At 68.8% G+C, this 22,922-nt stretch carries 20 protein-coding genes, 1 tRNA gene and 2 pseudogenes; 16 read left to right on the plus strand and 7 right to left on the minus strand.

What is annotated here, in order from left to right; translation table 11 throughout:
- Positions 1 to 36 precede the first annotated feature (36 nt).
- Positions 37 to 705, minus strand: a pseudogene (locus FGW37_RS32790) (TnsA-like heteromeric transposase endonuclease subunit); the annotation flags it as partial.
- A gap of 1,583 nt (positions 706 to 2,288) precedes the next feature.
- Between FGW37_RS32790 and FGW37_RS34035 the strand changes: the two are divergent.
- From FGW37_RS34035 to FGW37_RS32815, 5 genes are all read left to right on the plus strand, one after another.
- Positions 2,289 to 2,858 carry a DEAD/DEAH box helicase family protein gene (locus FGW37_RS34035; RefSeq protein WP_343067220.1) on the plus strand — a complete coding sequence of 190 codons (570 nt, stop codon included), beginning with the start codon at positions 2,289 to 2,291 and terminating at the stop codon, positions 2,856 to 2,858.
- Positions 2,859 to 2,988: 130 nt separating this feature from the next.
- The gene (locus FGW37_RS32800) at positions 2,989 to 3,273 is read left to right on the plus strand and encodes a helix-turn-helix domain-containing protein (protein WP_179084399.1); all 285 of its coding nucleotides are present in this window, start codon (positions 2,989 to 2,991) and stop codon (positions 3,271 to 3,273) included.
- The gene (locus tag FGW37_RS32805; RefSeq protein WP_179084400.1) at positions 3,270 to 4,850 is read left to right on the plus strand and encodes a helix-turn-helix domain-containing protein; all 1,581 of its coding nucleotides are present in this window, start codon (positions 3,270 to 3,272) and stop codon (positions 4,848 to 4,850) included. Before FGW37_RS32800 ends, FGW37_RS32805 begins: the two co-directional genes overlap by 4 nt.
- Positions 4,850 to 5,422 carry a transcriptional regulator gene (locus FGW37_RS32810; protein WP_179084401.1) on the plus strand — a complete coding sequence of 191 codons (573 nt, stop codon included), beginning with the start codon at positions 4,850 to 4,852 and terminating at the stop codon, positions 5,420 to 5,422. Before FGW37_RS32805 ends, FGW37_RS32810 begins: the two co-directional genes overlap by 1 nt.
- A gap of 66 nt (positions 5,423 to 5,488) precedes the next feature.
- A tRNA-Met gene (locus FGW37_RS32815) sits at positions 5,489 to 5,562 on the plus strand.
- 779 nt (positions 5,563 to 6,341) lie between these two features.
- Here the strand turns inward: FGW37_RS32815 and FGW37_RS32820 are convergent.
- The gene (locus FGW37_RS32820) at positions 6,342 to 6,746 is read right to left on the minus strand and encodes a helix-turn-helix domain-containing protein (protein WP_179079133.1); all 405 of its coding nucleotides are present in this window, start codon (positions 6,744 to 6,746) and stop codon (positions 6,342 to 6,344) included.
- 116 nt (positions 6,747 to 6,862) lie between these two features.
- On the opposite strand from FGW37_RS32820, the gene FGW37_RS32825 reads away from it, so the two are divergent.
- Positions 6,863 to 7,786 (plus strand): LLM class flavin-dependent oxidoreductase, encoded by a 924-nt coding sequence (locus FGW37_RS32825; protein WP_179079132.1) that lies wholly within the window; start codon positions 6,863 to 6,865, stop codon positions 7,784 to 7,786.
- A gap of 37 nt (positions 7,787 to 7,823) precedes the next feature.
- Entirely contained in the window at positions 7,824 to 7,964 is a 141-nt protein-coding gene (locus tag FGW37_RS32830) for a hypothetical protein (protein ID WP_179079131.1), read from the plus strand.
- A gap of 30 nt (positions 7,965 to 7,994) precedes the next feature.
- On the opposite strand, the gene FGW37_RS32835 is transcribed toward FGW37_RS32830, so the two are convergent.
- Positions 7,995 to 8,939: a methyltransferase domain-containing protein gene (locus tag FGW37_RS32835; protein WP_179079130.1), complete on the minus strand. Its 945-nt coding sequence runs from the start codon at positions 8,937 to 8,939 to the stop codon at positions 7,995 to 7,997.
- A 464-nt stretch (positions 8,940 to 9,403) separates the two neighbouring features.
- Between FGW37_RS32835 and FGW37_RS32840 the strand changes: the two genes are divergently transcribed.
- From FGW37_RS32840 to FGW37_RS32855, 4 genes are all read left to right on the plus strand, one after another.
- Positions 9,404 to 10,285 (plus strand): hypothetical protein, encoded by an 882-nt coding sequence (locus FGW37_RS32840; protein ID WP_179079129.1) that lies wholly within the window; start codon positions 9,404 to 9,406, stop codon positions 10,283 to 10,285.
- Positions 10,286 to 10,679: 394 nt separating this feature from the next.
- Positions 10,680 to 11,975 (plus strand): helix-turn-helix domain-containing protein, encoded by a 1,296-nt coding sequence (locus tag FGW37_RS32845; RefSeq protein WP_246430176.1) that lies wholly within the window; start codon positions 10,680 to 10,682, stop codon positions 11,973 to 11,975.
- A 57-nt stretch (positions 11,976 to 12,032) separates the two neighbouring features.
- A complete protein-coding gene (locus tag FGW37_RS32850) occupies positions 12,033 to 12,533 on the plus strand; it encodes a hypothetical protein (protein WP_179079127.1) in 501 nt (166 codons plus the stop codon).
- A 50-nt stretch (positions 12,534 to 12,583) separates the two neighbouring features.
- Entirely contained in the window at positions 12,584 to 13,444 is an 861-nt protein-coding gene (locus tag FGW37_RS32855) for a nucleotidyltransferase domain-containing protein (RefSeq protein WP_179079126.1), read from the plus strand.
- Positions 13,445 to 13,681: 237 nt separating this feature from the next.
- On the opposite strand, the gene FGW37_RS33765 is transcribed toward FGW37_RS32855, so the two are convergent.
- Complete coding sequence (locus FGW37_RS33765) at positions 13,682 to 13,927, minus strand: hypothetical protein (RefSeq protein WP_246430175.1); 246 nt, start codon at positions 13,925 to 13,927, stop codon at positions 13,682 to 13,684.
- A gap of 558 nt (positions 13,928 to 14,485) precedes the next feature.
- Here FGW37_RS33765 and FGW37_RS32865 point away from each other — a divergent pair.
- The 4 genes and pseudogenes from FGW37_RS32865 to FGW37_RS32880 all read left to right on the plus strand — a co-directional run bounded on the left by FGW37_RS32865 (position 14,486) and on the right by FGW37_RS32880 (position 17,937).
- Positions 14,486 to 15,124, plus strand: a complete 639-nt coding sequence (locus tag FGW37_RS32865) for a DUF6193 family natural product biosynthesis protein (protein ID WP_246430174.1) — start codon at positions 14,486 to 14,488, stop codon at positions 15,122 to 15,124.
- Positions 15,125 to 15,268: 144 nt separating this feature from the next.
- Positions 15,269 to 15,810: pseudogene (locus FGW37_RS32870) on the plus strand (transcriptional regulator).
- Positions 15,811 to 16,060: 250 nt separating this feature from the next.
- Positions 16,061 to 16,630 carry a maleylpyruvate isomerase N-terminal domain-containing protein gene (locus FGW37_RS32875; RefSeq protein ID WP_179079125.1) on the plus strand — a complete coding sequence of 190 codons (570 nt, stop codon included), beginning with the start codon at positions 16,061 to 16,063 and terminating at the stop codon, positions 16,628 to 16,630.
- 362 nt (positions 16,631 to 16,992) lie between these two features.
- Complete coding sequence (locus FGW37_RS32880; protein WP_179079124.1) at positions 16,993 to 17,937, plus strand: hypothetical protein; 945 nt, start codon at positions 16,993 to 16,995, stop codon at positions 17,935 to 17,937.
- 138 nt (positions 17,938 to 18,075) lie between these two features.
- Here FGW37_RS32880 and FGW37_RS32885 read toward each other — a convergent pair whose 3' ends face one another.
- Positions 18,076 to 18,894, minus strand: coding sequence for a hypothetical protein (locus FGW37_RS32885; protein WP_179079123.1), 819 nt, complete (start codon positions 18,892 to 18,894; stop codon positions 18,076 to 18,078).
- 893 nt (positions 18,895 to 19,787) lie between these two features.
- Between FGW37_RS32885 and FGW37_RS32890 the strand changes: the two genes are divergently transcribed.
- On the plus strand, positions 19,788 to 20,879 hold the full coding sequence (locus FGW37_RS32890; RefSeq protein ID WP_179084402.1) for a glycine amidinotransferase: 1,092 nt from the start codon (positions 19,788 to 19,790) through the stop codon (positions 20,877 to 20,879).
- Between the two features lie 239 nt (positions 20,880 to 21,118).
- Here the strand turns inward: FGW37_RS32890 and FGW37_RS32895 are convergent, their stop codons facing one another.
- On the minus strand, positions 21,119 to 21,352 hold the full coding sequence (locus FGW37_RS32895; RefSeq protein WP_179079122.1) for a hypothetical protein: 234 nt from the start codon (positions 21,350 to 21,352) through the stop codon (positions 21,119 to 21,121).
- 108 nt (positions 21,353 to 21,460) lie between these two features.
- Positions 21,461 to 22,840: a helicase associated domain-containing protein gene (locus FGW37_RS32900; RefSeq protein ID WP_179084403.1), complete on the minus strand. Its 1,380-nt coding sequence runs from the start codon at positions 22,838 to 22,840 to the stop codon at positions 21,461 to 21,463.
- Positions 22,841 to 22,922: the final 82 nt, after the last annotated feature.

The raw sequence follows: 22,922 nt of genomic DNA on the forward strand, positions 1-22,922 counted from the left end.
CCCCACCCGGCCCGCAGCGGCCCCACCACGCGCGGTGCCCCTACCAAGCCCCACGCCGGCTCCGGCTCCCGCTCCCCGCACAGCACAGCCCTCCGCCTCGGACCCGACCACGTGGACCAGGACGCCCCCGTGCAGGGGCACATCCAGCGACGTCGTCAGCGATCCGTGCTACAAGGCATGGAACACGACGGGCAGGACCTCGATCGGATCACCGACCACCTCAGCGCCCTCCACCAACGGCCGCGGATGCGCGAACGCCTCCCGCACGGCTGCTGCCAGGCCCACGCGGCCCGGTTACGGGGATGCCGGTAGCCCGCCAGCCACTTCACGTTGGCCTCGACCATCTCATCCGGCCGCTCCAGGCGCCGGTAGACGAATCCCACCCGCGCACACGCCTCCGCCAGCGCCGCCGCGGCCGTCATGGCCCGTTCGCCACCGGCCCCGGCGTGACTGGGGCAGTCGGCCGGCATGCCGGTGCCATCCGCGTACCGTGCGAAGAGCTGTGGCACCCAGGACCGCACCCGCCCCTCCCGCCACAGCAGCCGCACCGGCCGTCCTGCCATGCCGACCACCTGCGGATCACGGTCAAGGACCATCAGCTGGACGCGCATCGCGTTCGACCCCCGAGGCCACATGCCTCCCAGTGGTCGCCGACCACCACAGGCCCGGACCCCACCTGCGCCCCGGCACGACGGGGAACGCCGAGGACTTCTACCGCCTCCTCCTCCGACAGCCGTGCCCACCGGGCCACCTCGCCCATCTCCACCCCGGCGTTCACCGCCGCCACCGCGCCCCGCAGCAGCACCTGGTCGAGCAGACCCGTGCCACGGCTCAAGCCCTCCAGCATGAACCGGGCCACCTCGGCGGTAGTGCCGACCTGCGCCCCGCGCAACTGCTGCAGCTGCTCCTCGACCTCACCCAGCAGATTGGTGATCGCGAAGCGCTGCTCGGCGGGCACCACGACCCGCCAGTTCGTCCGCGAACCGGGCATCTTCTTCTCCCTGGACAAGCCCCGCAGACAGGCGGCCATCGTCGACGGCTGGTGTTCCTGCCGCACCCACCACAAGTTCTCCTCGAGCCCCGCATACGGTCCCGGCCGGCCCCCGGGGTGGCGGAGCAGGCGGACAACGGTCCCTATCCACGGGAGCAGAGGACCCCCATAGCCGACCGCGACCAGCGGCCCCAGCCACGGCCTTCCCACCCGCTCGCCGAGCCGGCGGCAGAACTCCCCGTCCGCAGGCAGCGGCCGCGGCCGCTGCCGCGCCCCGCCGCTGTCCGCCCACACCCGCTGCGCCATGGCGGGGTCCAGCATCGTATTCGCGACGGCCACCACTTCCGGGAAGATGACCGCGTCCCGCCCCACAACCCGCCACCACTCCAGATCTCCGCCCGCGTTGCCGCCCGCGACCTGGTGCAGGCGACGCGGCCAGATCTGCTCTCGCTCCCAGCCAAGGGCCTCTTGCCACCACCGGGCCACCACGGCATGAGCCAGTACGAACACCTCACCCGGCCCCGCCCCCGCCCGCCCCGCGCGCCGGGCCACCCCCACCACCGGCGCTGCGCCGCCGCCACCTCTGGGATGCCGCGCAGGTCCACGTGCTCCAGCATCTGATCGGCGTCCGCGTCCAGAGCCCACCGGCTGTGCCGGACACACACCCGCTCCCACCGCTGCGCGTACCGCACGACACGCACCGAGGCCCCGGTACGCCGTGCCATGCACAGGCGGCACCCGAACGCCAGGGGCCCCGCCACCGCACCCCCGACCCGCCACAGCAATCGCCCCGACCGTCCTGTGGTCCGTCGAACTCTGGAGCCTCCCGCCCCAGGACCGCAACGCTCGCGCCAGCGCCTCCTCGCCGACTCCGGACAGTCCCGCCAGCGCGCGTCGGCCCGCCGCGTCCAGCAGCACTTCCGCGTCCGCCCGCAGCCCGCCACCGTCGGGCCGAGGCCGGTGACCGCGCCCCTGCCAACCAGACAGCAGCGCTTGCTCCTCCAGCCCATACCGGTCAGCGATCCGGCACAGAAACGACCACGTCGTCTCCCCACTCACAGGAGACAGACGGAACACCCCGGGAACCATCCCCCCAGCCTTCCGGAAACCACAGCGCCCGGAGGGACGGATCCTTCCTTTCTCGGGACTTCCGCCCGTGAGGGCGTCAGTGGAACCGCGGAGCCCCCCTCACCAGCCGTGCGCTCGATGCCGGATCAAGACTTTTGTCCCCCTTGGCCTCTTTCAGCGCGGGAGGATAAGCCTGTCCGTTTCCGTCGCCTGCCGAGGAACCTGCTCCATGTCACCCACCGCTGAGCCCGTAGCCACGACTCCTGCTCCGGCTTCCCGGACTGCGGTTTCTCGCCGGGTGCTGCGTGTGGATCAGCAGGCGGCGGTGGACAGCGGGGCCCGGCACCTCAGGAAGCCCGGGAGCCGCGGGCACACGGTCTCCGCGTGCGGGATGGGCAAGACGCTGATCGCGCTGCGCACCGCCGAGGCCTTGAACGCCGACCACCTCCTCATCGCCGTACTGTCTCGGGATCTGATCGGCCAGTGGGCCCAGGTCGCCCGTGCGGATGGCCGCACCGAACCGCCGATGGCTGTCTCCTCCCTCCAGGCCGAGAAGCATCGACAACCAGCACATCCGTGTCACCTCGTCCCGGCACTTCCGGTGCGGGACTGGCCGGGAGGAGACCGTGAACCCGGTCATGGTCTGGGTGGGGCGGTGACATCCTGCTGCGTTTTCCCGGGTTCTCCCGGCTGCTGTGGGACTGGGGGCGGGGCGGGGCTCGGGTGCCGGTCCCGGGCGGGGCGGGATGCGCGTTGGGCAGCCTGCCGGCCTGTACGCGGGCGGCCCCTGGACCACTGATCGCCGGGCCTGGGCGGGATAGGGGGCCTTGTATCCCCCCGGATCCAGAAGTCAGGCGCTAGGCGCATTTCAGGGCTCTAATGCCGAACTCTGATGCAGAATTTGCATACTCTTCGGGTATGGTGGGGTCATGGGTTTGAGCCTGGAGGAGTCGTTGCGGCTGACGGTGGCTGCGTTGATGCAGGCGACGGGCGACTCGCAGCGGGTTATCGCTGCGGTGCTGGGTCTGACGCAGACACAGATTTCGCGTCGGCAGTCAGGGGCCACTTCGTGGACCCTACGCGACGTCGATGTCCTGGCCGAGCACTACGGCTTCACTGCCCTGGACCTGCTGGCGGGTCCGACCCGGGCGTGTGAGGCCCTGCCCGCCGCCCGGCGCCGTACCGCCAACACGGGGCAGGGAGCGGCCCGGTGAGTGACTTCGATGCGATCGACTCGCTGCTCGCCGCCGTCGGCCCGAAAGCCGACCTCCCCGCCCCCCAGGTCCGCCAGGAACTGCGGGAGCGGGCCCGGTTGTCCAAGGCGCAGGTGGCCCGCGCACTCGGGGTGAGCCCGAGCACGGTCACCGGGTGGGAGAGCGGCCGGGACCCGGCCGGCGAGACCCGCACAAAGTACGCGTACCTGCTGGACGGGCTGGCAGCCAAATTCGCCACCGACACCGCCCAGGTCACGCCGCCTGCCGCCGAGCCGGCCGTGGCAAAGACCCCTGCCGTGGCCGAGACTCCTCCGGCTGCCCCGGCGCCCGAAGAAGGCGATGATGGTGACGAGGTGGAGGTCCTCGCCGTGCCCGAGCCGTGTGTGCTGTGCGGGCATCCGGCCGGGACCCGGGTGGCGGGTTTCGCCCAGCACCTGGACCCCGCCGACTGCCAGGCCACCGCTGCCGCGCCCGACAAGCCCACTGCGTCGCCCGACCAGCCTGAGACCGCTCCGGCCACGAAGCCGACCACAGCGCGGACACCGCGCACGCCGCGCCCGTCCGGGCGTTCTAAGGGTCCGGCCCGTCGTGCGTTCCAGGAGCCGTCCGGTCCGGTCGATCTGATCGGCCAGGCGGTCCAGGGCGCGCTCGCGGAACACCATGGCGACGTGGAGGCGGCCACGGCCGCTCTGCTGAAGCGGGCGATCCCGGATGCGATGCGGCTGCTGGACGAGACCCGTAAGGGTGCCCGTTACGACGTGATCGCCCACCCCTGGATCCCCGGCATCCTCAAGAAGCAGACCTCCCGCGGCGCGGACCAGATCTGGGAGGCCCGTCCCAAGTGGACCCGCCACGAGCTCCCCCCCGGCCGGCACGAGGTGACGGCGCTCGACATCAACGGTGCCTACCTCTCCGCCCTCAAGACCCACCTCCCGCTCGGCCAGCTGGAGCACTCCACCGGCCTCCCTCATGACCGCCGCCGCGCTGGCGTCCACCTGATCACTCCACCGGCGTGGGAGCACGATGCGGTGCTGCCGAACCCGATCGGCCAGCGGGACGAGCCGGGACCGTTGTGGGTGACCGAGCCGACCCTGCGCCTCCTGCTGCGCCTGTCGAGCCCGAGATACGGTCTGTGCGCGCCGCCGGAGATCCACGAGTCCTACAGCTCCGGTGCCACCGAGAACCTCCTGGAAAAATTCCGCATCGCCCTCAAGGACGCCCGCGACACCGCGATCGAGCAAGGGGACGAGGTGACGCTGGAGTACGTGAAGGCGATGTACAGCAAGTTCGTCTCCACCATGGGGGAGTCGAACTACAACCGGGAGCTGTACCGCCCGGACTGGATGCACACCATCCGCTCGCAGGCGTTCGCGAACCTGTGGCTCAAGGCGCTCAAGGCCCACGATGAGGGGCTGACCGTCGTCCGGGCGATGGGCACCGACGAGCTCCACGTCATCGGTGACTGGCGTCGTGTCTTCCCTGAAGGCCGTGGCGTTACCGAAGTCAAGGTCAAGGACATCTACACCGCCGGCACCGGCACCACCGAGCATCCGGAGACGGAAGGGCAGGAGGAATAATGCCGGAGAAGAACATCGACTTCGGGAAGTTCGGGGCCCGGGGCATCAAGGGCAGCGACGCGGTCGCGCGCAAGCTCGACGAGCTCGCAGGTGGCATCGCGACTCCCGTGACTGCCAGGCGCGGCTGGATAGCGCGTCTGCACTACCTGACGAGGTCGGGCAAGAGCCGCCAGACCGCGCGGGAGGCCGGGCTGACGGTCACTGACCGGACGCTGAAGGCGTGGCTGGAGGGCAAGAGCCGGCCGTCGAAGGCGAACTTGGCCAGGATCGACGCCGCGTACCGGGCGGTGCGCCGGCAGAACGTCGCCCGGCACCTTCTCAAGCGCCTGAACCGAGACGGACGTGGCACGCGGGTGGAGATCCACCCCCTGGACCAGTCCCAGGTCGCCCGGCCGCTCCAGCGCGTCGTGGAGTACCGGACGATGAACGTGCGCCGCTGGGACCGTATCGTCGGCTCCTGGGCGGCCGGCGACTACCAGGGCCTCGACGCGGCCTGGGACGACACGATCGTCGATTTGGGCTCGCAGTGGGGCCAGTACGAGTACGTCACCAATGTTGGCTTCGCCGCGTAGACGACCAGCCCCGGCAGGAAGTGGTCCGCGGTGTCGGCTGTGATGGCGTACGGTGGGGACTGCCGACGCGGGGTGGAGCAGCTCGGTAGCTCGCTGGGCTCATAACCCAGAGGTCGCAGGTTCAAATCCTGTCCCCGCTACTGCGCTGAGGGCCCGGATCCGCATGGATCCGGGCCCTCAGCAGTTTCGTAGCAGGAAACGGCAGGACTTGCACAGGGTTCTGTTCCGGCGGGCTGCTGTGGCTGTGGGGCGGTTCGTCGTCCATCCTGCGGTGCGGGGCGCGTCACAAGGTCTGCAGGCGGTTGCGGAGGTTGCGCTTCCGCTGCGCGGCCCGCTGCAGACGAAGGCGCATGCCTTTCGCATACCAGGAGCAAGCCATCGTGCTGCGCGCCCACCGCCCGCCACCGCAGCCCACGCCTGAGGGCAGCCGACACAATCCGCCGAGCTGGTTTCACCATGTTCAAGCCCGGTTCCTTCCCGCGTACCCCGAGCTCGGACCGGTCAGTGGCGGTTGCCCCTGTTCGGCGGTTGGAAGAGATGAGCGCGAAGAGCACACGTCAGAATTCACTGCCAAACTGACGCCTTCTCAGGGGTTCATGTCACAGCCTGGCCGTCGACCGTAGTTCGTCAGTGACCGCCCCCGGTCTCCCTTGGGATCGGTCACAGCAGGTGCCGTGTCCGAAGGTCCGCCACGTACTGGGTGATCAGGTTCTGCGTCAGGTGCGGGATGTCGTTGTCCTTGGTGAGGGCGGCTGCCCGTACTGCCGCGCCATCGAAGCCGCCGCCCTACCCAGCACATCGCGGGCACCCGCTACGGCGCCACCAGCCTCACCTACGTCAATGGCTGAGGCCCACACAGCGCCCGGACGGCCGCGCCGAACAGCACTACGCGCCCCGGGATGTGCCCGAACGGTACGCGTCACTGATGATTCTTTGCCGGGAGAGTGACCTGGGCGCGGAAGCCTTCGCAATGCTCGAGCGCATCGTCGTGCCGGCATTCGAGCAGACCGCGCAGGTAGCTGCGTGCGGTATCCAGTTGGGTCAGCTGCGCTTCGATGGCGGCTATCCGGGCGGTGACGGTCTCGCGCCAGCCGGAGGTATCCGGACGCTCGGAAAGGACCGCGGCGATTTCGTCGAGGGACATCTGCCCGGTAGCCCGCCACAGACGGATCAGCGCGATCCGGTAAATCTGATCGGCGTTGTAGTGGCGATGACCGAAGTGCCGGTAGGGCGTGATGAGTCCGCGGCGCTCCCAGTAGTGCAACGTCGAGATGGGCAGATCGAAGTGGTCGGCGACTTGCCGGATCGATGCCAGATCGTTCATCGAACCAGTTGAGCTCAACCCTGGTTGAGCAGGCAAGGTCAGCCTCACCGAACGTCGAAGGCCGCCACCCCTCGAAGGGCTGAGTAGCGCGGCCGCCCACACGGGAAAGGACCGGCATGCCAGTGAACCTTGGTGTCTGCCTTCCGACTTTCGTCGAGCGCGGCGATAAGAACATCGGTGAGATCCCCTCGTTGGCCCGGCATATCGAGCAGGTCGGGCTGGACATGGTGTGGGCAGGCGACCACCTGTGCGCGCACACCCCCTTCCTGGAGAGCGTGGTCGCGCTGAGCGCGGCCGCCGCGGTCACCGAGCGCGTGCGGATCGGCTTCGGGGTCTTGCTGCTGGCGCTGCGGCAGCAGGCCTGGGCGGTCAAACAGCTGTCGTCGTTGCAGTATCTGTCCGGTGGCCGCGTGGTCCTGGGAGTCGGCGCGGGCGTACACCCGCAGGACTGGCCGGTGGGCGGGGTCCCATTCGCCGGGCGGGGCCACCGGACCGAGGAGATGCTACGGGCGCTGCCCGACCTGTTCGCGGGCCGGCCGACGAAGTTGCTGACCGTACCCGGTGAGCCGGTGATGACGCTCGAACCCGCCGTTGCCGCGCCGCCGCTGTGGGTGGGCGGCATGTCCGACCGCGCCTTACGGCGCGCCCTCGACCACGGCGTCGGATGGCTTGCATCGCTGCTCGAACCCGCACAACTGGGCGAGAGAGCTGCCAAACTGACGACGATGGCAGCCGAAGCAGGCGCTCAGACACCCGAGATCGGCACCACGGTGTTCGCCGCACTGAGCACCGACACCGAGCAGAACCGCCAGGAACACCAGCGCCTGATCCGCTACCTGCGCTCGCTGACCGGTGAACAGGGCCTGTCCGAGCAGCAGGCGACCCGCCTTGTGGTCAGCGGACCACCCGAGAAGCTGGCCGAACGACTTGATCAATACCTCCAAGCGGGTGCACACACATTCGTCATCAACCTGTCAGGCAGCAACCTGCGCGGACAGTACGACCTGCTCGCTCGTACCCACGAGCTCCTGCTCAGCTGAGCCCCTGCAAGCGAGACACACACAAATGAACAGACAGATGAGCACCTCGGCGGCGCCCCAGAAGCTGATGTCATCCCGCAGGAAGCTCCGCATCGCCCGGAACCGGGGGCGGGATCTCCTCAGGGCGGGGTCCGGGCTGCTCGCGGAGTCGGTCAAGAGCAGCCAGGACCGGGCATGATGCGTCGGCAGGCACGCTCTTCCACCCGGATCACGGGGCGCCGAGAACTCCATGATCTTCGGACAACGCCTGGATCCGCACTTCACCGAGTGCCGGAGGGTGCTCGGCTGGACGGCGTCCCCAGGCTGAGATCAGCGGTGCGAGTGTCAGGTCGAGTTTGCCCGCGTGGATGGCGGCCAGGTGTGCGTCGATCTCGGCGTCGTCGGCCAGGCCGGCCGCGAGTAGCTCGCCGCGCACGTGCCGGATGGTCGCCGCCTCCAGCCGGTCGCAAGCCAGGCCGCCGACCGGGAAAGAGCCCGCCGCGGCGACATCTACCAAGCCGGCCTGACGCAATGCCCGCGGCAGTGTCCGGCCGTAGCGCAGGTCCGCGCCGCGGCGCGTCAGCAGTTCCCGGACCGCGTCGCGCAGCCGGTTGGCCCGCCGCTGCGCAGGGCCGCTGTCGTCCAGGCATGCCAGTGGCTGCAGAGCGGTATCGGCGTCCTCGACCAGCAGCCAGCCGCCGGGCCGTAGCGCTGCCGCCATCGTGGCCAACGCGCGGGCCCGGTCGGGTACATGGACCAGCACGAGCCGGGCGTGCACCAGGTCGAACGTCCCTGGCTCCGGGGGCGGATCAGCGGCGACGTCGTGCTGGCGCACCTCGTACCCGTCACCTGCTTTCAGCCACGACGGGTCGATGTCCGTGGCCAGCACGTGCCCGGTCGGACCGACGGCCGCCGCGAGCGCCTCCGGGATACCGGGGCCGCCGGCCCCCACTTCCCAGCAGCGCGAGCCGGCCCTGACGCCCAGTCGATCGAAGTGCCCGCGCGTCACACCGTCGAACAGCTCGGCCAGCCAAACGAATCGCTCGCCCGCCTCGGCGCGCGCGTTGTCCAGCAGGTACCCGCGGGCGGGAGCGGACTCTCCGCCGAGCGCGGTAGTCCCGCCTATCGGATCCGGTGGGCCACCGACGTGCGGCGGGCGGGGCGAGGAGGTCATGACTACATGGTCAACCTTCCCGGGCCACCAGCGCCACGACGACGGGAGAGGGATGTCTCACACAGCCGGCGAACCCCGCACTGACAGATCCGTTAGTGATCACTGTGGGAATGGTGTGCTGGCCTGGGGATCCAGCGATCGTTTCAGGATTCTCTGCTGTGGTGTGGTGTGTATCTGAGCTGGGTTTTCCGTGGACGTCCGCAGTCGGGGAGGCTCCGGGGTGCACGTTCAGTGATCGTCTCGGAATGTAGTGATCAGTGTGGGATTCCTTTGTTGTTGCGTGGTCCGGGGTGGATTGGTCGTCTGACAGGTCGTGGCTGAGTGGCGGCGGCAGGGCCAGGCGCGTGGCCTTCCGGGCCGCTGGCAGAGCTGACCGAGCGGTGTCGGCCCGCGAGGAGGGAACTGTTCTTCGATATACCGATGACACGGCTCGCTCCCGGTCTGGAGGCCAGAGGGGCCGGCCGGTGTCCGGGATCGCGCTCGGACCGTTTCCCTGCAGGACGTCGGTGCCCGCTTCTGGTCTCTCTGCCATGACATCAGCACGGTTCACACGGCCGGCCACCGAGCTCCCGGGCGATCCCGCTCGTCTTCACCTCCACTACGCACATGGTCATCCCGCGGTGCCGTACGACTACGAGGACACTCTGGAACCCTGGCATGTCGCGGTCACCTACGGTCTGGCGGGTGAGGAGGAGTGGGAAGAGGAAGAAGGGGGAGGCGGAGGCGGACACACTCCGGCCGCGGGCTCCGAGGTCGGGCACCTCACCTTGTGGAGACTGCGTGACCACACTGGCGGCAATCGGTGGCAGGCGGCGGACGCCGAGTCCGGCGATCTCGAGGTAATCGCTTCCGCCGTCCTTGGCCGAACCGGACACCACGGCTACAGCGCCGCGTTCGAGAAGGTGGTCACTCATCCTGTCGGGGATCTGCTGCTCCTCGACCGCGTCAGCCTCGACAAGGCATGGCGAGGCTTCGGGCTGGGCCCGGTCCTGGCAGCCGAAGCGATCCGCCGCCTATCCGCAGGCTGCTGTGCGGTAGCGGTGTACTCCGCCATGGGTGAGTACCCCGAAGACGGTGAGCAGGTCACCGAGGCCTATCGCCGCCGGGCGAAGAAGAAGATTGCCGCGCTGTGGGAGAGCATCGGCTTCCAGCCGTTCCGCGGTGGTGTGTGGCTTCTGGACACGGCCCTGCGCCGACCCGAGGAGCTCCTCCGGGCCCGCCGTGCCGAGCTGCACGCGCTCAGCGCAGCGTTCCGGCGCCCCGCTTCGCCGGAGAGCGCCCCGGCGGACCACCTTGTCGCCGCAGGAGACAGCGCCGGGGCACCGACGAGTCCGGGCTCGAGCTGACTCGCAGTCGCTGCGGTGAGCGGCTGAACAGGAACACCGAAGTGCCGAGGGGGAGCGGAGAACCATGGGGGAAACAGCCGGTGGGCGAGGACATCCAGGACGCGCTGGACTGGGCACGGCAGCGTCTTAGGGAGATGGCCTTCGCAACGGCGGACGGACTGCGGTGGGCAGCGGCCCAGCACACACGCCACCTCGTCGGCCGTATCCGCGGGAGTGCGGGCCGGATGTCTTAGGCATCGTGCAGGATGGGGGCTTGCCTCCATACCACGGTGCGAGGCAGTTGGGGTCTGCTGCATTCAGGGGGTCGTTCGTGTTCCAGCGTCATCTTCACCGTCACGATGACGTCACTCTGGTGATATCCGCGCTGGGGGACGATCCTCAGTGCCTGCCGGTCTTGATCACACTGGGTGCGGCCCTGCGCCGTGACGTGGCTTCGTCGCTGCGGGAGGTCATCGCGACCGGAGCGTGGCAGAGCGACGTCCGCGTCCGCAGCGCCGCGGCCCACTGGCGTGAGGAACCCCGCTTCCAGGTCTTCCTCGACCACGGGCTCGAGAAGCGCCGCGACCGCGGCCCCAAAAATGAGCACCTGAACACCGCTCTGCTGACGTTCCCCGAGACCCGGGCCGCCCTCTACCGGGTGCACGCGGCAGAATGCCCGCAGCACTGCCGTACACAGACCGGCGCCTTCTCCGTAGACCGGCACATCGACGACTACCGGGAGGCTTTGTTCGGCTGGTACGCCGTCATCCAGCACGCGCACGCCTGTGTGGTGCGGGCAGCGCGGTGGTTCGAGAACGCGGATCTTCCCGACCCCCGGCACCCGCACACGTTCACTGACTGGCTGGCCCACACCGGATCACGGCGCGGCCGACGGGCCGCAGCCGAGACGCCACCAGCCGCTCGCGAGGAGGCAGTGCGGGAGATTCTCCTGATGGTGCATGCCTGGAGCCCCCACACGTTCGAGGCCATCGGCGTGGCTTTCCAAAAGGCAGAGGGGGCACACGCGTCCCATGCCTGGGGTGGTGGCTTCGAACCCGCCGGCCGGCCCGAGGCCCAGGCGGCCGCGGAGGCACTCGCGAGTGTCTTGTCTCCACAGGAACGCCAGCAGGTCCGGGACGTCATCGACGAGATCGAGACCGACGACGAGTACCGCGACATGGACCTTGCGAAGGACAGCACGCTGGCCTGCACCAGTGACCGGCACCGCACCTACGGCGCTGGCCCCGGTGAGCGCGAGGACTGCGCCAAGGCCCGGGACCGCGTGTACGAAGAGGCCTCCCAGCCCTGGAGCGAGGGCGTCGACCGCGAGGCCAACGCTGCCCGGCTGGCCCGGTTCCTGCTCGGCCCCCGTACCGACCGAATCCAGGCCGTCCTCGCCACTGCCCGCGCAGCCGTTGCCCGGGACACCGCCGAGGCCGCGCCGCAGGTCTGGCACGACAACGCTGAAACCTTCCGGGAAGCCCGCGAAGCCGCAGGGCTCGATCTCCACGATGCCGCCGGCCACCTCGGCATCAAGCCCGCTACCCTCCAGCGATTCGAACAGGCAACTGGCAAGCTCCCCGGGCGGCCCGTCTCCCTCGGCTACCTCCAACTCCTCGCCCTGATCTGTGCCCAGGCGGGCCACACCGTCCCCGCCTGCATCCCGCAGGCCATATCCCAGCCGGTGATCTCGCTGCCGGTCACCCTGTAGTACGCCACCGCGCCCACACCCCCTGCTGCCAGTCCACCACCCCCGTGAGGAATTCTCGTGTTCGAAGAGGTACATCACCGGCCCTGCGGGCGCCCCACCAAGTCCGGCGCTCCCTGCCGTGCACAGTTCTCCGGTCCAGGATTCGCGTGCAAACTGCACACCACCGACCACGAAAGAACCCTCGTGGAGGCGTACCGGCAGGGCCTTGAGACCGGCCGGGCGCAGGAAAGAGAGTGGAGACAACGCACAGAGGCCGCACAGGTCGAACACCTTGAGCGTCAGATACGGGCCCTGCGGGAAGAACTCGACGCCAGGAACCGCCGCTTCGAGGTCGACAGTGACCAGGCCGTCACCGTCGACGGCTACGGATACCGCTGGAGGGGCCCCGGCAGACTCGAAGTCGGTGACCGTGTGCTCCTGCCCGAGAACTACGTCAGCGCCCTGCGCCATGGCCCGGGCCCCTTCCCCGGAACCGTGACCGAACTGGGCACCACCTACACCGGGAACCTCAGCACGATCATCTCCCGAGCCCCCGCCGCCTCACGGCAGACTGGCTGAAACCCCAAGGCCAAGGCACCGGCAATCGAAGCGACCAGCGGAGGTCTTCCGTGAAACGCGAGCGCGCCACCACGCTCCTGAACAAGATGTTCGACCGCCTGGAGGAGGGAGGCTGGCCGCTGGACCTCGTCGACGAGATCCTCGTCTTCGGATCCTACGCACGCGGCGCACTGAACCCCTCAGACGTCGACATGGTCGTAGAGCACCGCACGGACGACCGTCTCACCTCCGAATTCCTCCACGCCCTGTCCTACGGCCGTGACCCCTCCGCGTCGATGAAACGCGCCCTCAAGGGCAACAACCGTGGCCTGCAGATCCACTTCGGCGAACGCAAGACCCTCGAAGCGGAAGGCTTCGAACTGACCATGCTGTGGACCCGAGGCGAACCCGTGGCCGCAGCCCGCGCCAGACTCGCTGCCATCACCCCGGATCCCGCAGCAGGCCGCGCACCACGCGACCACATGATCGAGGCCTTCGACGGCATCGACCGCTGGGCCCCGCGCCCGGTCCGCATCGATCTCACCGCCCTGGTCGACCGCAAGGCCGCTACCGTCCAGCAACTCCAGCTGGCCGATGCCCACCCGAGCCACCCCGCAGCCCTTGAGGCACTCGCCCGCTGGAGCGACACCAGCCCGCTGCGCCGCGCCGCGGCAGCTGTCCTTGCCCATCTAGAAGCCAACGCCCGGCCTCTCGACTCCGTCTACCTCCACGGCGATCCGGTCATCGGCAGCCGCTACAGCGACACGGTGTGGCAGACCGGGGTCGGATTCGGCTGGCGTCACTACTGCAGCATCGCCCACCACCTGAAAGAGGGCACCGACTGGTTCGAGGTCATCCGCCCGACCCGCACCCAGCCACTCCACGCCCTCCACATCACCGTCCAGGATCGCTCCGCCCTGCCCTACCCGTGACAGGTGCGCCCCGGTGTGGGGATCAAGCCGGACTCCTGTCCGGGAGCTACGAGCGGGGCCGATGATTGCCGGTCACCGGCCGAGGCGAGGAAGTGGACCCTGCCGGGGCGGACAGCGCGCAGCGGTCGGGCTCTGGCCATCCGGCAGTTCTGGGTGGGAGCGCCGGACCAGCGCGGCCAACTGCGGGCTACGGTTTGTTTCAGGTGCTGAGCTGGGTGGTTGCGGCGTCGATCTCCTTCATGCTGATGTTTTCGGTGCCGGTGCGGATCGCGGTGACGGCGGTGGTGGAGATGAGGTGGGTGAGGGAGATGCAGGTGCCGCGGGGCGGCCGGCCTGTTCGAGCCGTGCCTGGTTCTCCTTGCTGATGCGGGTCAGGTCGCGGGCCAGGATGCGGGCCTGGTGCAGGAGGTGGCTGGCGCCGGTGCCACAGAAGACGAGTGAGATGCCCATCTTGTCGCGCAGGTAGTCGAAGTAGGGCAGCATGCCTGCCAGGTCCTGCGGGGAGGCGCGGTTGATGTCGTCGACGAGTAGCAGGCGGGCCTGTCGTCTCCAGGATGTAGTTGACCGGCAGGGTGAGGTCCGGGTGCCGGCGCATCTCCAGGACTTCGGCCATGCTGTGATTGGGCGGTGTGGTGTCAGTGGGTTGGGTGTCGGCGGGCTTGGGTTTCGGTTAAAGGGGTGTTGGCCTGCTCTTGCCGGGTGCCGATAGCACGGCTTCGTGGCTGTCATGGGGTGAGGAAATGGCTGTCATGGTTTGCGTGTTACGCGTAGCACACCTGATGGACGGCTGACGTGGGGATGCCCGTTCCTGTGTCTGGGGTGGGGTTCCAGCCGCCGGGACGGCATGTCCAGGACGCTTTGACAGAAGCACAGTTGACGGCACAGACGCAGGCGCAGGCACGGGCAGGCTTGTCGTCGGGCAGGCCGGGGGCGCTGCGATGACGAGGGGCCGGGCGCTGTGGGTATCGGCGGGTCGTGCACAATCGGGGTCCGTGCCCAGTTCTGTTGATCCCGACGCCCTGTACCCCGATGTCGTGGCCTGTGGCAGTCTCGCCACTGGACTCCGCTCCCCTCTTCCACGCGACCGTTGCGAGCACCCTGCCGCACCGCGAGCCGCTGCAGATCACCGCATGGTCGCATGAGCGGCGGTGGTCGGTCCGCGGCACGGAGCCGTTCCAGGGCTCGTCCCTCATCGACGGCACGACGCACGACCTGGCGGATGTCGCCAGGTCCGCCCGGGCCTGGCACGACGGAGCGTCTTTGAACGACATCCACCGGGAGGCACCTTTCGTGCACCTGACCGGCCGCTTCGAGGTGCCCGACCATGATCCCGCGACTCTGACGGAATCCGAATGGCGCATGTTGCGCCAGGAGGCGGGCGAGTTGGAGTACGTCTGGCAGGGGTCCTACCAAGCCTTGATCGAGGCGGCGCATGCCGAGCCGGCGCTGCGCGCCCTTTATCCGTTTACGAGCCACTGGGTGCTGCGTTTGTCGACTACCACCCGCCCGCGCCTTAACGTCGTCGGACCGTGCCTGACCGCGAACAGCGATGGCACCTACGGGGTGGGCAGGGGCTTGGCCGGTCAGGATCTCGGCCGGTTCGCCACGGCGAACGAGGCCGTGGCGCTGGCCGTGCGCCAGTTGCCGTCCGGCCTCGGCCCGGTCACGCTCGGCGGATGACCCTGATGTGTGCCAAGTGATCGTTCTTGGTGACGCCTGCCGACCAGGCATGCGCCGCGTCACCACCGAGCACGCCGCAACGGAGGGGGAGGAGGAGTAGCGCCGGGGAAGAACCTCGACTTCGGGAAGTTCGGGGCCCGGGGCATCAGGGGCAGTGACGCGGTTGCCCGCAAGCTTGATGAGCTCGCGGGCGGCATCGCGCCGCCGGTGACTGCCAGGCGCGGCTGGATAGCGCGTCTGCATTACCTGACGAGGTCGGGCAGGAGCCGTCAGGCCGCGCGGGAGGCGGGGCTGGCGGTCACTGACCGGACGCTGAAGGCGTGGCTGGAGGGCAAGAGAGTGCCGTCGAAGGCGCACCTGGCCCGGATCGACACGGCGTACCGGGTGGTGCGCCGGCAGAACGTCGCCCGTCACCTCCTCAAACGCCTGAACCGGGACGGTCGTGGCACGCGGGTGAAGATCCAAGATCCAAGATCCACCCCCTCAACCAGTCCCAGGTTCCCCGCCCGCTTCAGCCCGTCGTGGAGTACCGGGCGATGAACGTCCGCCGCTGGGACAGGATCTTCGGTTCCTGGGCGGCCGGCGACGACCAGGGCCTCGACGCGGTCTGGGATGACACGATCGTCGACCTGGGCTCGCAGTGGGGCCAGTACAAGTACGTCGCGAACGTTGGCTTCGCCGCGTAGAAGACCGGCCCGCGGCAGGAGGTGGTCGGTGGCGTTGGCTGCGCTGGCGAAACGCCAACGCCCGCCACCCCCGGCGTACTCGCCGCACAACGCCGGGAATGTGACCGTATCCGCAGCGAGATAGACATCCGCTGGGGTGGTCGTGCCAGATGCCCGGCGGAGTGAGAATCGAGTGGGCGCCCGCGTCGCTGCACGCGGAGCCGCCAACGGTAGAGACCACTCCCGCAACACCGGCCGCGAGGAGCTCTTCATGGACTATCAGGACGTCGACGCCGCCCTGGCAGAGATGCTGCGGGTGCTTGGCCCCCATACCGCCGGGGACTGGACGGTGCCGGCGGGGCTGCTCGAATGGACCTGCTGGCAGACAGCAGCCCACATCGGCCACGACCTGCTGGCCTACGCAGGACAGCTGGCAGCACAGCCCGCCGACGCCTACCTTCCCATCGACCTGAACGTTCGCCCCACTGCGTCACCGGCCGAAGTACTCCAGGCCGTCACCGCCTGCGGCAGACTGCTCAGCAGCGCCCTGGCCACAGCCAGCCCGGCCCTGAGGGCCTGGCACTGGGGCCCGTGCGACCCTGAAGGGTTCGCGGCGATGGGCGTCGCCGAAACCCTGCTCCACACCTACGACATCACGCAGGGACTGTCTGTGGACTGGCTGCCTCCAGCACCGCTGTGCGCAGCAGTACTCGACCGGCTCTTCCTCGCCGCCCCGTCCGGAGACCCCACTCAGGTACTCCTGTGGTGCACCGGCCGCGGAGAACTCGACGGTCTCCCTCGCCAAAGCTCATGGAGGTGGGAAGCAGCACGATCTAACTGATCGACCTGACCCCGGCGAAGACCAGCCGACCGGGGCGGGGCATACGGCACGGGCCCGGTCCTCCGACGGCGCGGAAGTCCGGGCCCGTCCTGTGGGCAGCCTGGGTCTTCGGGCGCTGCTGATGACAGTGCGGGGCTTGCTCTGCGCTGGTGTGTCCGGGCTGTCTCGATCAGGTGAGGGCTGGTGCCAGCACGGCCCGGAGCGCGATGAACAGCGTCATGGCGCTAGAACACCAGGCTGCCGCGTCCGAGGGCGTCGGTGAACCGACGCTCCGCCCGCGAAGGGCGACTCTGTAGAGGACTGGCACACCGCCGTCCGCTGCTGGCACCTTGACATCCTTGCCTGAAGACGAAAGAGGCCGCATGCACACCGAGCCCGAATCCGTCGCCCCGGTTCACCCGCCCTCCGCCCTGCCCGTGTCTTCTGCGGCGCCTGAGGGGGACGTGCTGCCGGAACTCGACTCCATCCGCGCCGGCCTGGCCGGATGGGCGGCTTCTCACGGCCTGCGCCTGCTGCGGGCGGTCCTCACAGGCCACTACGCCGTGTGTGAGATCAGCCCCGTGGCCATGTCAGCTGAGGACTTCCTCGCCTTGGCCGCACACGTGAACGCGCCCTTCGTCTACTACAACGATGACCTCTTCGACGCCGCCCAGTTCGGCCCCGAGGAGGAGACGCTCGCTCTCATGGACGTCCGCGACCGGAAGAAGGTAACGGCACTCCAGGGCCGGGCCCGCGAACAGCACGGTCGGTGCCGGACACTCGTCCTGCAGTTCGCGGCCGGCGCGGTCGTGCACAGCTGGCACGCCGACGCGCTGTGGTGGCAGGAACTGGCCGGCGAACTGGACGAGGTCGAGGAGAACCCCCACGAGGAAGAACAGGAAGCCCGGGAGGAAGACCCGCCCTCCACCCCCGAGGAGATCGACCGGATCGCCCGCCACCTCGAAGAGCTCCCGGCCTTCCGCGAGGCGACGAAGAGGGCCGAGCGTGAACGGATCCTGCTGCGCGAGTTCCCGGAACTGCGCTCACGGCGGTACAACGGGCTGAGCCGGCTGGGGTACGACGCCGGCGAAGAGGCCACGGCCCGGGTCGCCGAGGCAGCAAAGCATATGTACGACGGATTCACCGCCAACCTGCCGGACCTGGCCCAGGAAGCTGCTGACCAAGGTGTCCTTGCCCAGGCGACGACTGCGGCAGCCCGTCGCGCCGCGTTGCGGGCCTTCGCCAAGGAGCGCTCCGGCGGCTACCCGCCGAGTAAGGACTTCGTCGAGCTCCTCTACAGCGAACCGGCACTGAAGAAGCCCCGATAGCTTTGGCACCGGCAGCTGAACCGGAAGAGCAGAAGCCCTGCGGCACCACCCGGACTACGACAGGGCGTAACGGGACGGACCGGATACTCCCCAAGACTCTCCCTGCAGCCGGTCCGGCTGCGGGGAGCCTCCGGCGGGTTATGCCAGGTCGGCGGGGAGGCCGGGGATGTAGCGGTCGGTCTTGTCCACCAGAACCTGGCGGACTGCCGGGACAGGCTGGTCGGGTGGGTCGTTGACCGCGCAGATCACCTGCTGCACGTGCCCTTGGTTATCGGGCCGGATCGCGCAGTCGACGAGAACGTGCAGCAGCGTCTCGCAGGCTTCCAGGTCATGCCCGTGGGTGCCGAGGCCGCTCAGTGGGGAATCGATCATGAGGAAGCCCGGCAGCCGGACGGCCGGGACCTCGCACATCAGGTCCCGCAGCGCGAGCATGGCGTTGATGCTGACTCTGACGAGAACCGCGCCGGCCACGGCCTGGTCTTCGAAGGAGCGGCCGTTGACCAGGGGAGAGAAGTCCTCGGCGTCGACGGAGGCACTGCGCACCTGCGCGTCGGTGGCCTTCATGCGCTTCTTGAAGAAGAGCGACCACCGCGTCACCAGGGCCTTGACGTGGTCACTCACGTCCTCCTCCGCCCTCTTGAACTCCTCCTGCGCGGTGTTCTTCGCCACCTCCAGACGATCGCGGTCACGCTCCAGGTTACGCAGGACGTCGACTTCCCTGAGGTGCTCCGCGAGCTCCTCGAGCCGCGCCGCCGGCTCACGTGCTGCCGCCTCGAGCCCCCGTACCGCCTCCCGCTGTGGCTCGACAGCATCCCTGACGAACTCCGCAGCACGCGCGTATGCCTCACGCACCGCCTGGTCGGCCTGCAGCGCCTTCAGCCGCGCGGCCGCAGCCGCGGCGTCCGCCCGTCCCCGGGCCGCCCGGGGACGGTCCCGCTGCCCGCGGGCCTGCCGCACACGCTCCTCGTCCTGCCGGCTGCGCTGCGCCCGGCCGGGGGGCTGGTTCTGGTGGTTTCGTAGGCGTCGCCGCGCCCTGGCGTCTGCGTTTCGAAGGCATTTCAGTGGCCTTGCTTTTGTTTGCTGGGTTCCAGGTGGTGTAGGGACTTGTCGGCGGGTGGTTGGGTGGTGTGGTGCCGGGACCGGTTTGCAGAGGACCGTTGATGTGTTTTCCCGCCGCCGGGATCCGCCGGGATCCGCGCGGCGTGGCCAGCGAGGGCGGCTCGGGTGGGAAAGGCCGGCGCGCGCCTGCTCGACGGGCTCGGCATGCACACGGGCGGCGTTCCCGCCGCACTGGGCTGGCAGCCGACGGTTTTCGGGCGTGTGTGCCGCTCGGCCTGACATGCCGGGTGCAGCACGGTCCTGTACCGGCGGGAGGCCAGCAGCGCCGGGTGGGATCCGGGCTGTCGATCCAGCGGGTCGGAGGACCTCGGGGGCACGCCAGCCGTGAAGCCGGCGACCTTTGGCCAGCGGGGCATGACCGCCTCCCTCAGGTCCTGCGTGCCCGTCCAGTTCGGCGCACCGAAGGTGGTCGCCGGTGCCCGTGAGGAGCCCCGGCCACGTACACCGCTCGCCCCCACCCCTGACCTGTCACCTAGAGCACCAGTGATCAGATGATGGCAGGCGTTGGATGACGTGGCCTGTCCGCTGTTCCGGCATTCCCGGCACAGCCCTGCAAGCACCCAGCGGGCTGTCGGGGCGCAGGTGACGAGTGTGCGCCGTCCTCCGTACCATCTGGGCACGGCAGTTTGAAGCGCGGGCAGCACCCGCCGTACACACAAGGTTCCTGCGGCCGCGGGCCAGGTCGGCCCCGACTGCTCGATGGCCTGCTCGGCGGCAGGAAGGGTGCATACGTGAGCGTCAGCAGTTACGACGAGTGGTCTCCTCTGCGTGAGGTGATCGTGGGTTCACCAGCGGGTTACGACGGACACGAGCTCGACCTGTCGTTCCGCCTCTTCTTCAAGGTCTTCGACGAGTTCACCGACCGGCGGCACGTTGCCATCCGACAGCAGTACGTCGAGGAGCTGTGCGAGGATGTCGAAGAACTGGTCAAGGCTTTGGAGAGCGTGTCCGTTACGGTGCGCCGCCCCTTACCTCGCTCCGCCTCGGTGTGCGTGCGTACGCCGCACTGGAAGGCCACTCCCACCCCGGCGCTCAATGTCCGTGACCAGGCGATCGTCCTGGGTGACGAAATCATCGAGACGCCACCGCAGGTTCGCGCACGGTATTTCGAGAACGACCTGCTCAAGCCGGTCTTCGCTGGCTACTTCGCACGTGGGGCGCGGTGGACGGTCATGCCCCGCCCCGTGATGACCGATCAGTCCTTCGACCTCGCCCGTGCGCGCGCCAAAGACCCCGACCACGTGCCCAGCATCGGGCAACCGGACCACAGTGACACCGGCATGGGCATCGAGATGATGTTCGACGGCGCCCAGTGTCTGCGGTTCGGCCGCGATGTGGTGGTCAACGTCGCCACCGAGCACCACGCCCTGGGAGCGCAATGGCTGCAGCGGCACTTCGGTGAACGGTTCCGTTTCCACGTCATGCACCGCCTGGACAACAACCACATCGACACCCAGGTACTGCCTCTGCGGCCTGGCACCCTGCTTTTGCGCAGTCGTCAGGTGATCGAACATCTGCCGGAGCCACTACGCCGGTGGGACCACATCTACGCCCCGGAGCCGGACCCGTTGGAGTTCCCCGACTACTGCCCGGAGGACCTGACCCTCACCGGCTTGTACATCGACATGAACGTCCTGTCGATCGACGACAGAACGGTGATCGCCAACTCGGAAGCACCCCGTCTCGTCAGGATCCTGGAGAATCACGGCTTCACCGTCATCCCCGTACGTCACCGCCACCGCCGTCTGTTCGGCGGCGGATTCCACTGCTTCACGCTGGACACCGTGCGCGCTGGTTCCGGCCCTGAGGACTACTTCAGCTGACCTGCCGACACCATCGGCAGGACCGGAAGTGGCCATTGAGCTGGTCTGAGATCTCGCCGCGTTGTACGGAGCGCGGCCAGGATCTGCACGTCGGCGGAGTCCCGGGCATCGGTGACGTCCGTTTCGCCGTACCGGGAGAGCAGGTCGGCGAGCTCTCTTCAGCAACCAGTACCCGCCCACTACAACAGCTTTGCGCTATAGAAGTGAGGACGTGCCACATCCATGTCTCTCGGTCATGGTCACCGCTCCGGTACTTCCTCGCGTGCTTTCCGGCGCAGCTCACTGACGCGTATGGATTGCCTGAATCGCTCTACTTCGCGCAGCTCGGCGGCCCTCTTCTCCTCCGCGCTGAGCCCCTTGCCCTTGCGGTTGACCTTGGGCTTCTTCTTACCTTTTGGCCCGCTGTGGTCGCCGCTGGTGAGCTGAACGCGCTTGGCGGAACCGTCCCGGTGCTGCCTGCCACCACTGGTCATGAACAACACGGTAGGCCCGGCCTCGGACCTCTGACATGCCTTGTGCAGTACTGTCGGGAAGGTCCTGAGCCATGAGGACCTGGCTCCTGCTGCCATCCCGGGGCGTCTCTACCGAGGGCTCTTGCCTGCTGCGGTGGTCCAGCGCATGCCGAGGGTGTTGAGGTCGGTGCGGCGCTGCTGGGTGAGTTTGTCGGCCCGTTTCCTGATGTTGTCGAGGACTATGCCGAGCTTCACCTCCTGCAGCCCCTCAGCCTCGCCCTGACGGCCCGCTGCGCCGCCTTCCGGCGCCACGCGCTCGATGTGTTTTCTGGGGACGTTGAGGTGGCCTTCGCGGGTGTGGAACTGCCGTGCCGCCCGGAGATTGAGCGCCCACTTGTCCTCCTGCGTGCGCCTCGCGGGCCGCTCGTGCTCTTCGGCCGGGATGAGGCCGAGGACGTTCTCGAGCATCCACTGCTGGACGGGCAGCAGCGCGTCCCAGCCGAGGCGGCACGCTTGGACCCAGCGGCCGAGGTCCTCGCCCTGCACGATCACCTCACCCGCCGCTGTCGGCACTGCCCCGCCGCCCTCTAGGCGGGCTTGGGTGAGGCGGAAGCAGCGCTGCCACCCGGTGTCCCAAGCGGGGCACCAGCCCGGATCGATCTCCTCCAGCGCCTCCCGCCGCGCCTGGGTCAGAGCCCCAGCGCTGGATGTGACGGGGAGGCCGGCTTCGCGTCGCTCGGCGTTGGTGTCGGCGAGGCGGGCTGCGGTGCGCTGGTTCTTCGCCCAGGTGCCGATGGGGTAGCCGTCCCAGACTGCGGTGGCGGGTGGCAGGAAGTGGCCATGCGCCTCAGTCCAGGCCCGGGCGGCGGCGAGCCCTTCCTCGAACGCGATGTCCTGGTGGGACCAGACCATCCCGAGGTCGTCGAGCTCGGTGACGCGGGCTGGGGTGAGGCGTCCGGCTTTGTTGAAGCGCCGCTGGTCCGCTAGCCACGTGCCCAGCGGGAACCCGGCCGGTACCCAGTCCTCGGGCGTGATGAAGTCGTACGGGACCCGCAGCTGTCCGGCGCCGGTCTCCTTCACATACCGCACGCATGCCTCGATCCCGTGCCGCCAGAAGGCGTTCTCGGGCTCGATGACCCGCAGTTTCACGAACCGGGTCAGCAGCGCCGGATCCCGCGGCGTGCTGAACTTGAGCAGCTTCCGCGCGGGCGCACTCGGCCCCAGCTCGCCCTCCGGCCGCTGCTGGCCGTCTTCGCCGGCTCGCAGGGTCTCCTCCGGGTGGTAGCTGCCGCTGCGCACGCGGGGGTCGGCGAGGGCTTCGATGGTGTCTGTGTCGTGTGCGCGGAGCGCCCCGAGGATTTTCGCCAGGGTTTCGTAGGCCGGAGAGGTCAGTATTTCGTCCGGGGTTTCTCCGGGCGCGAGGAATACCGGCACGATCAGTGACGCGGTTTTCCCTTCCCCGGGTTTCATGCGGAGTGCGCGGCCGACCATTTGCACGATGTCGATCATTGAACCCCGTGCGTCGCAGAATGCGACGGAGTCACAGTTTGCTGTGTCGACGCCTTCGCCGAGCACTCTGCTAAATCCGGGT

The organism is Streptomyces rectiverticillatus (assembly GCF_013394065.1).
GTDB lineage: Bacteria > Actinomycetota > Actinomycetes > Streptomycetales > Streptomycetaceae > Streptomyces > Streptomyces rectiverticillatus.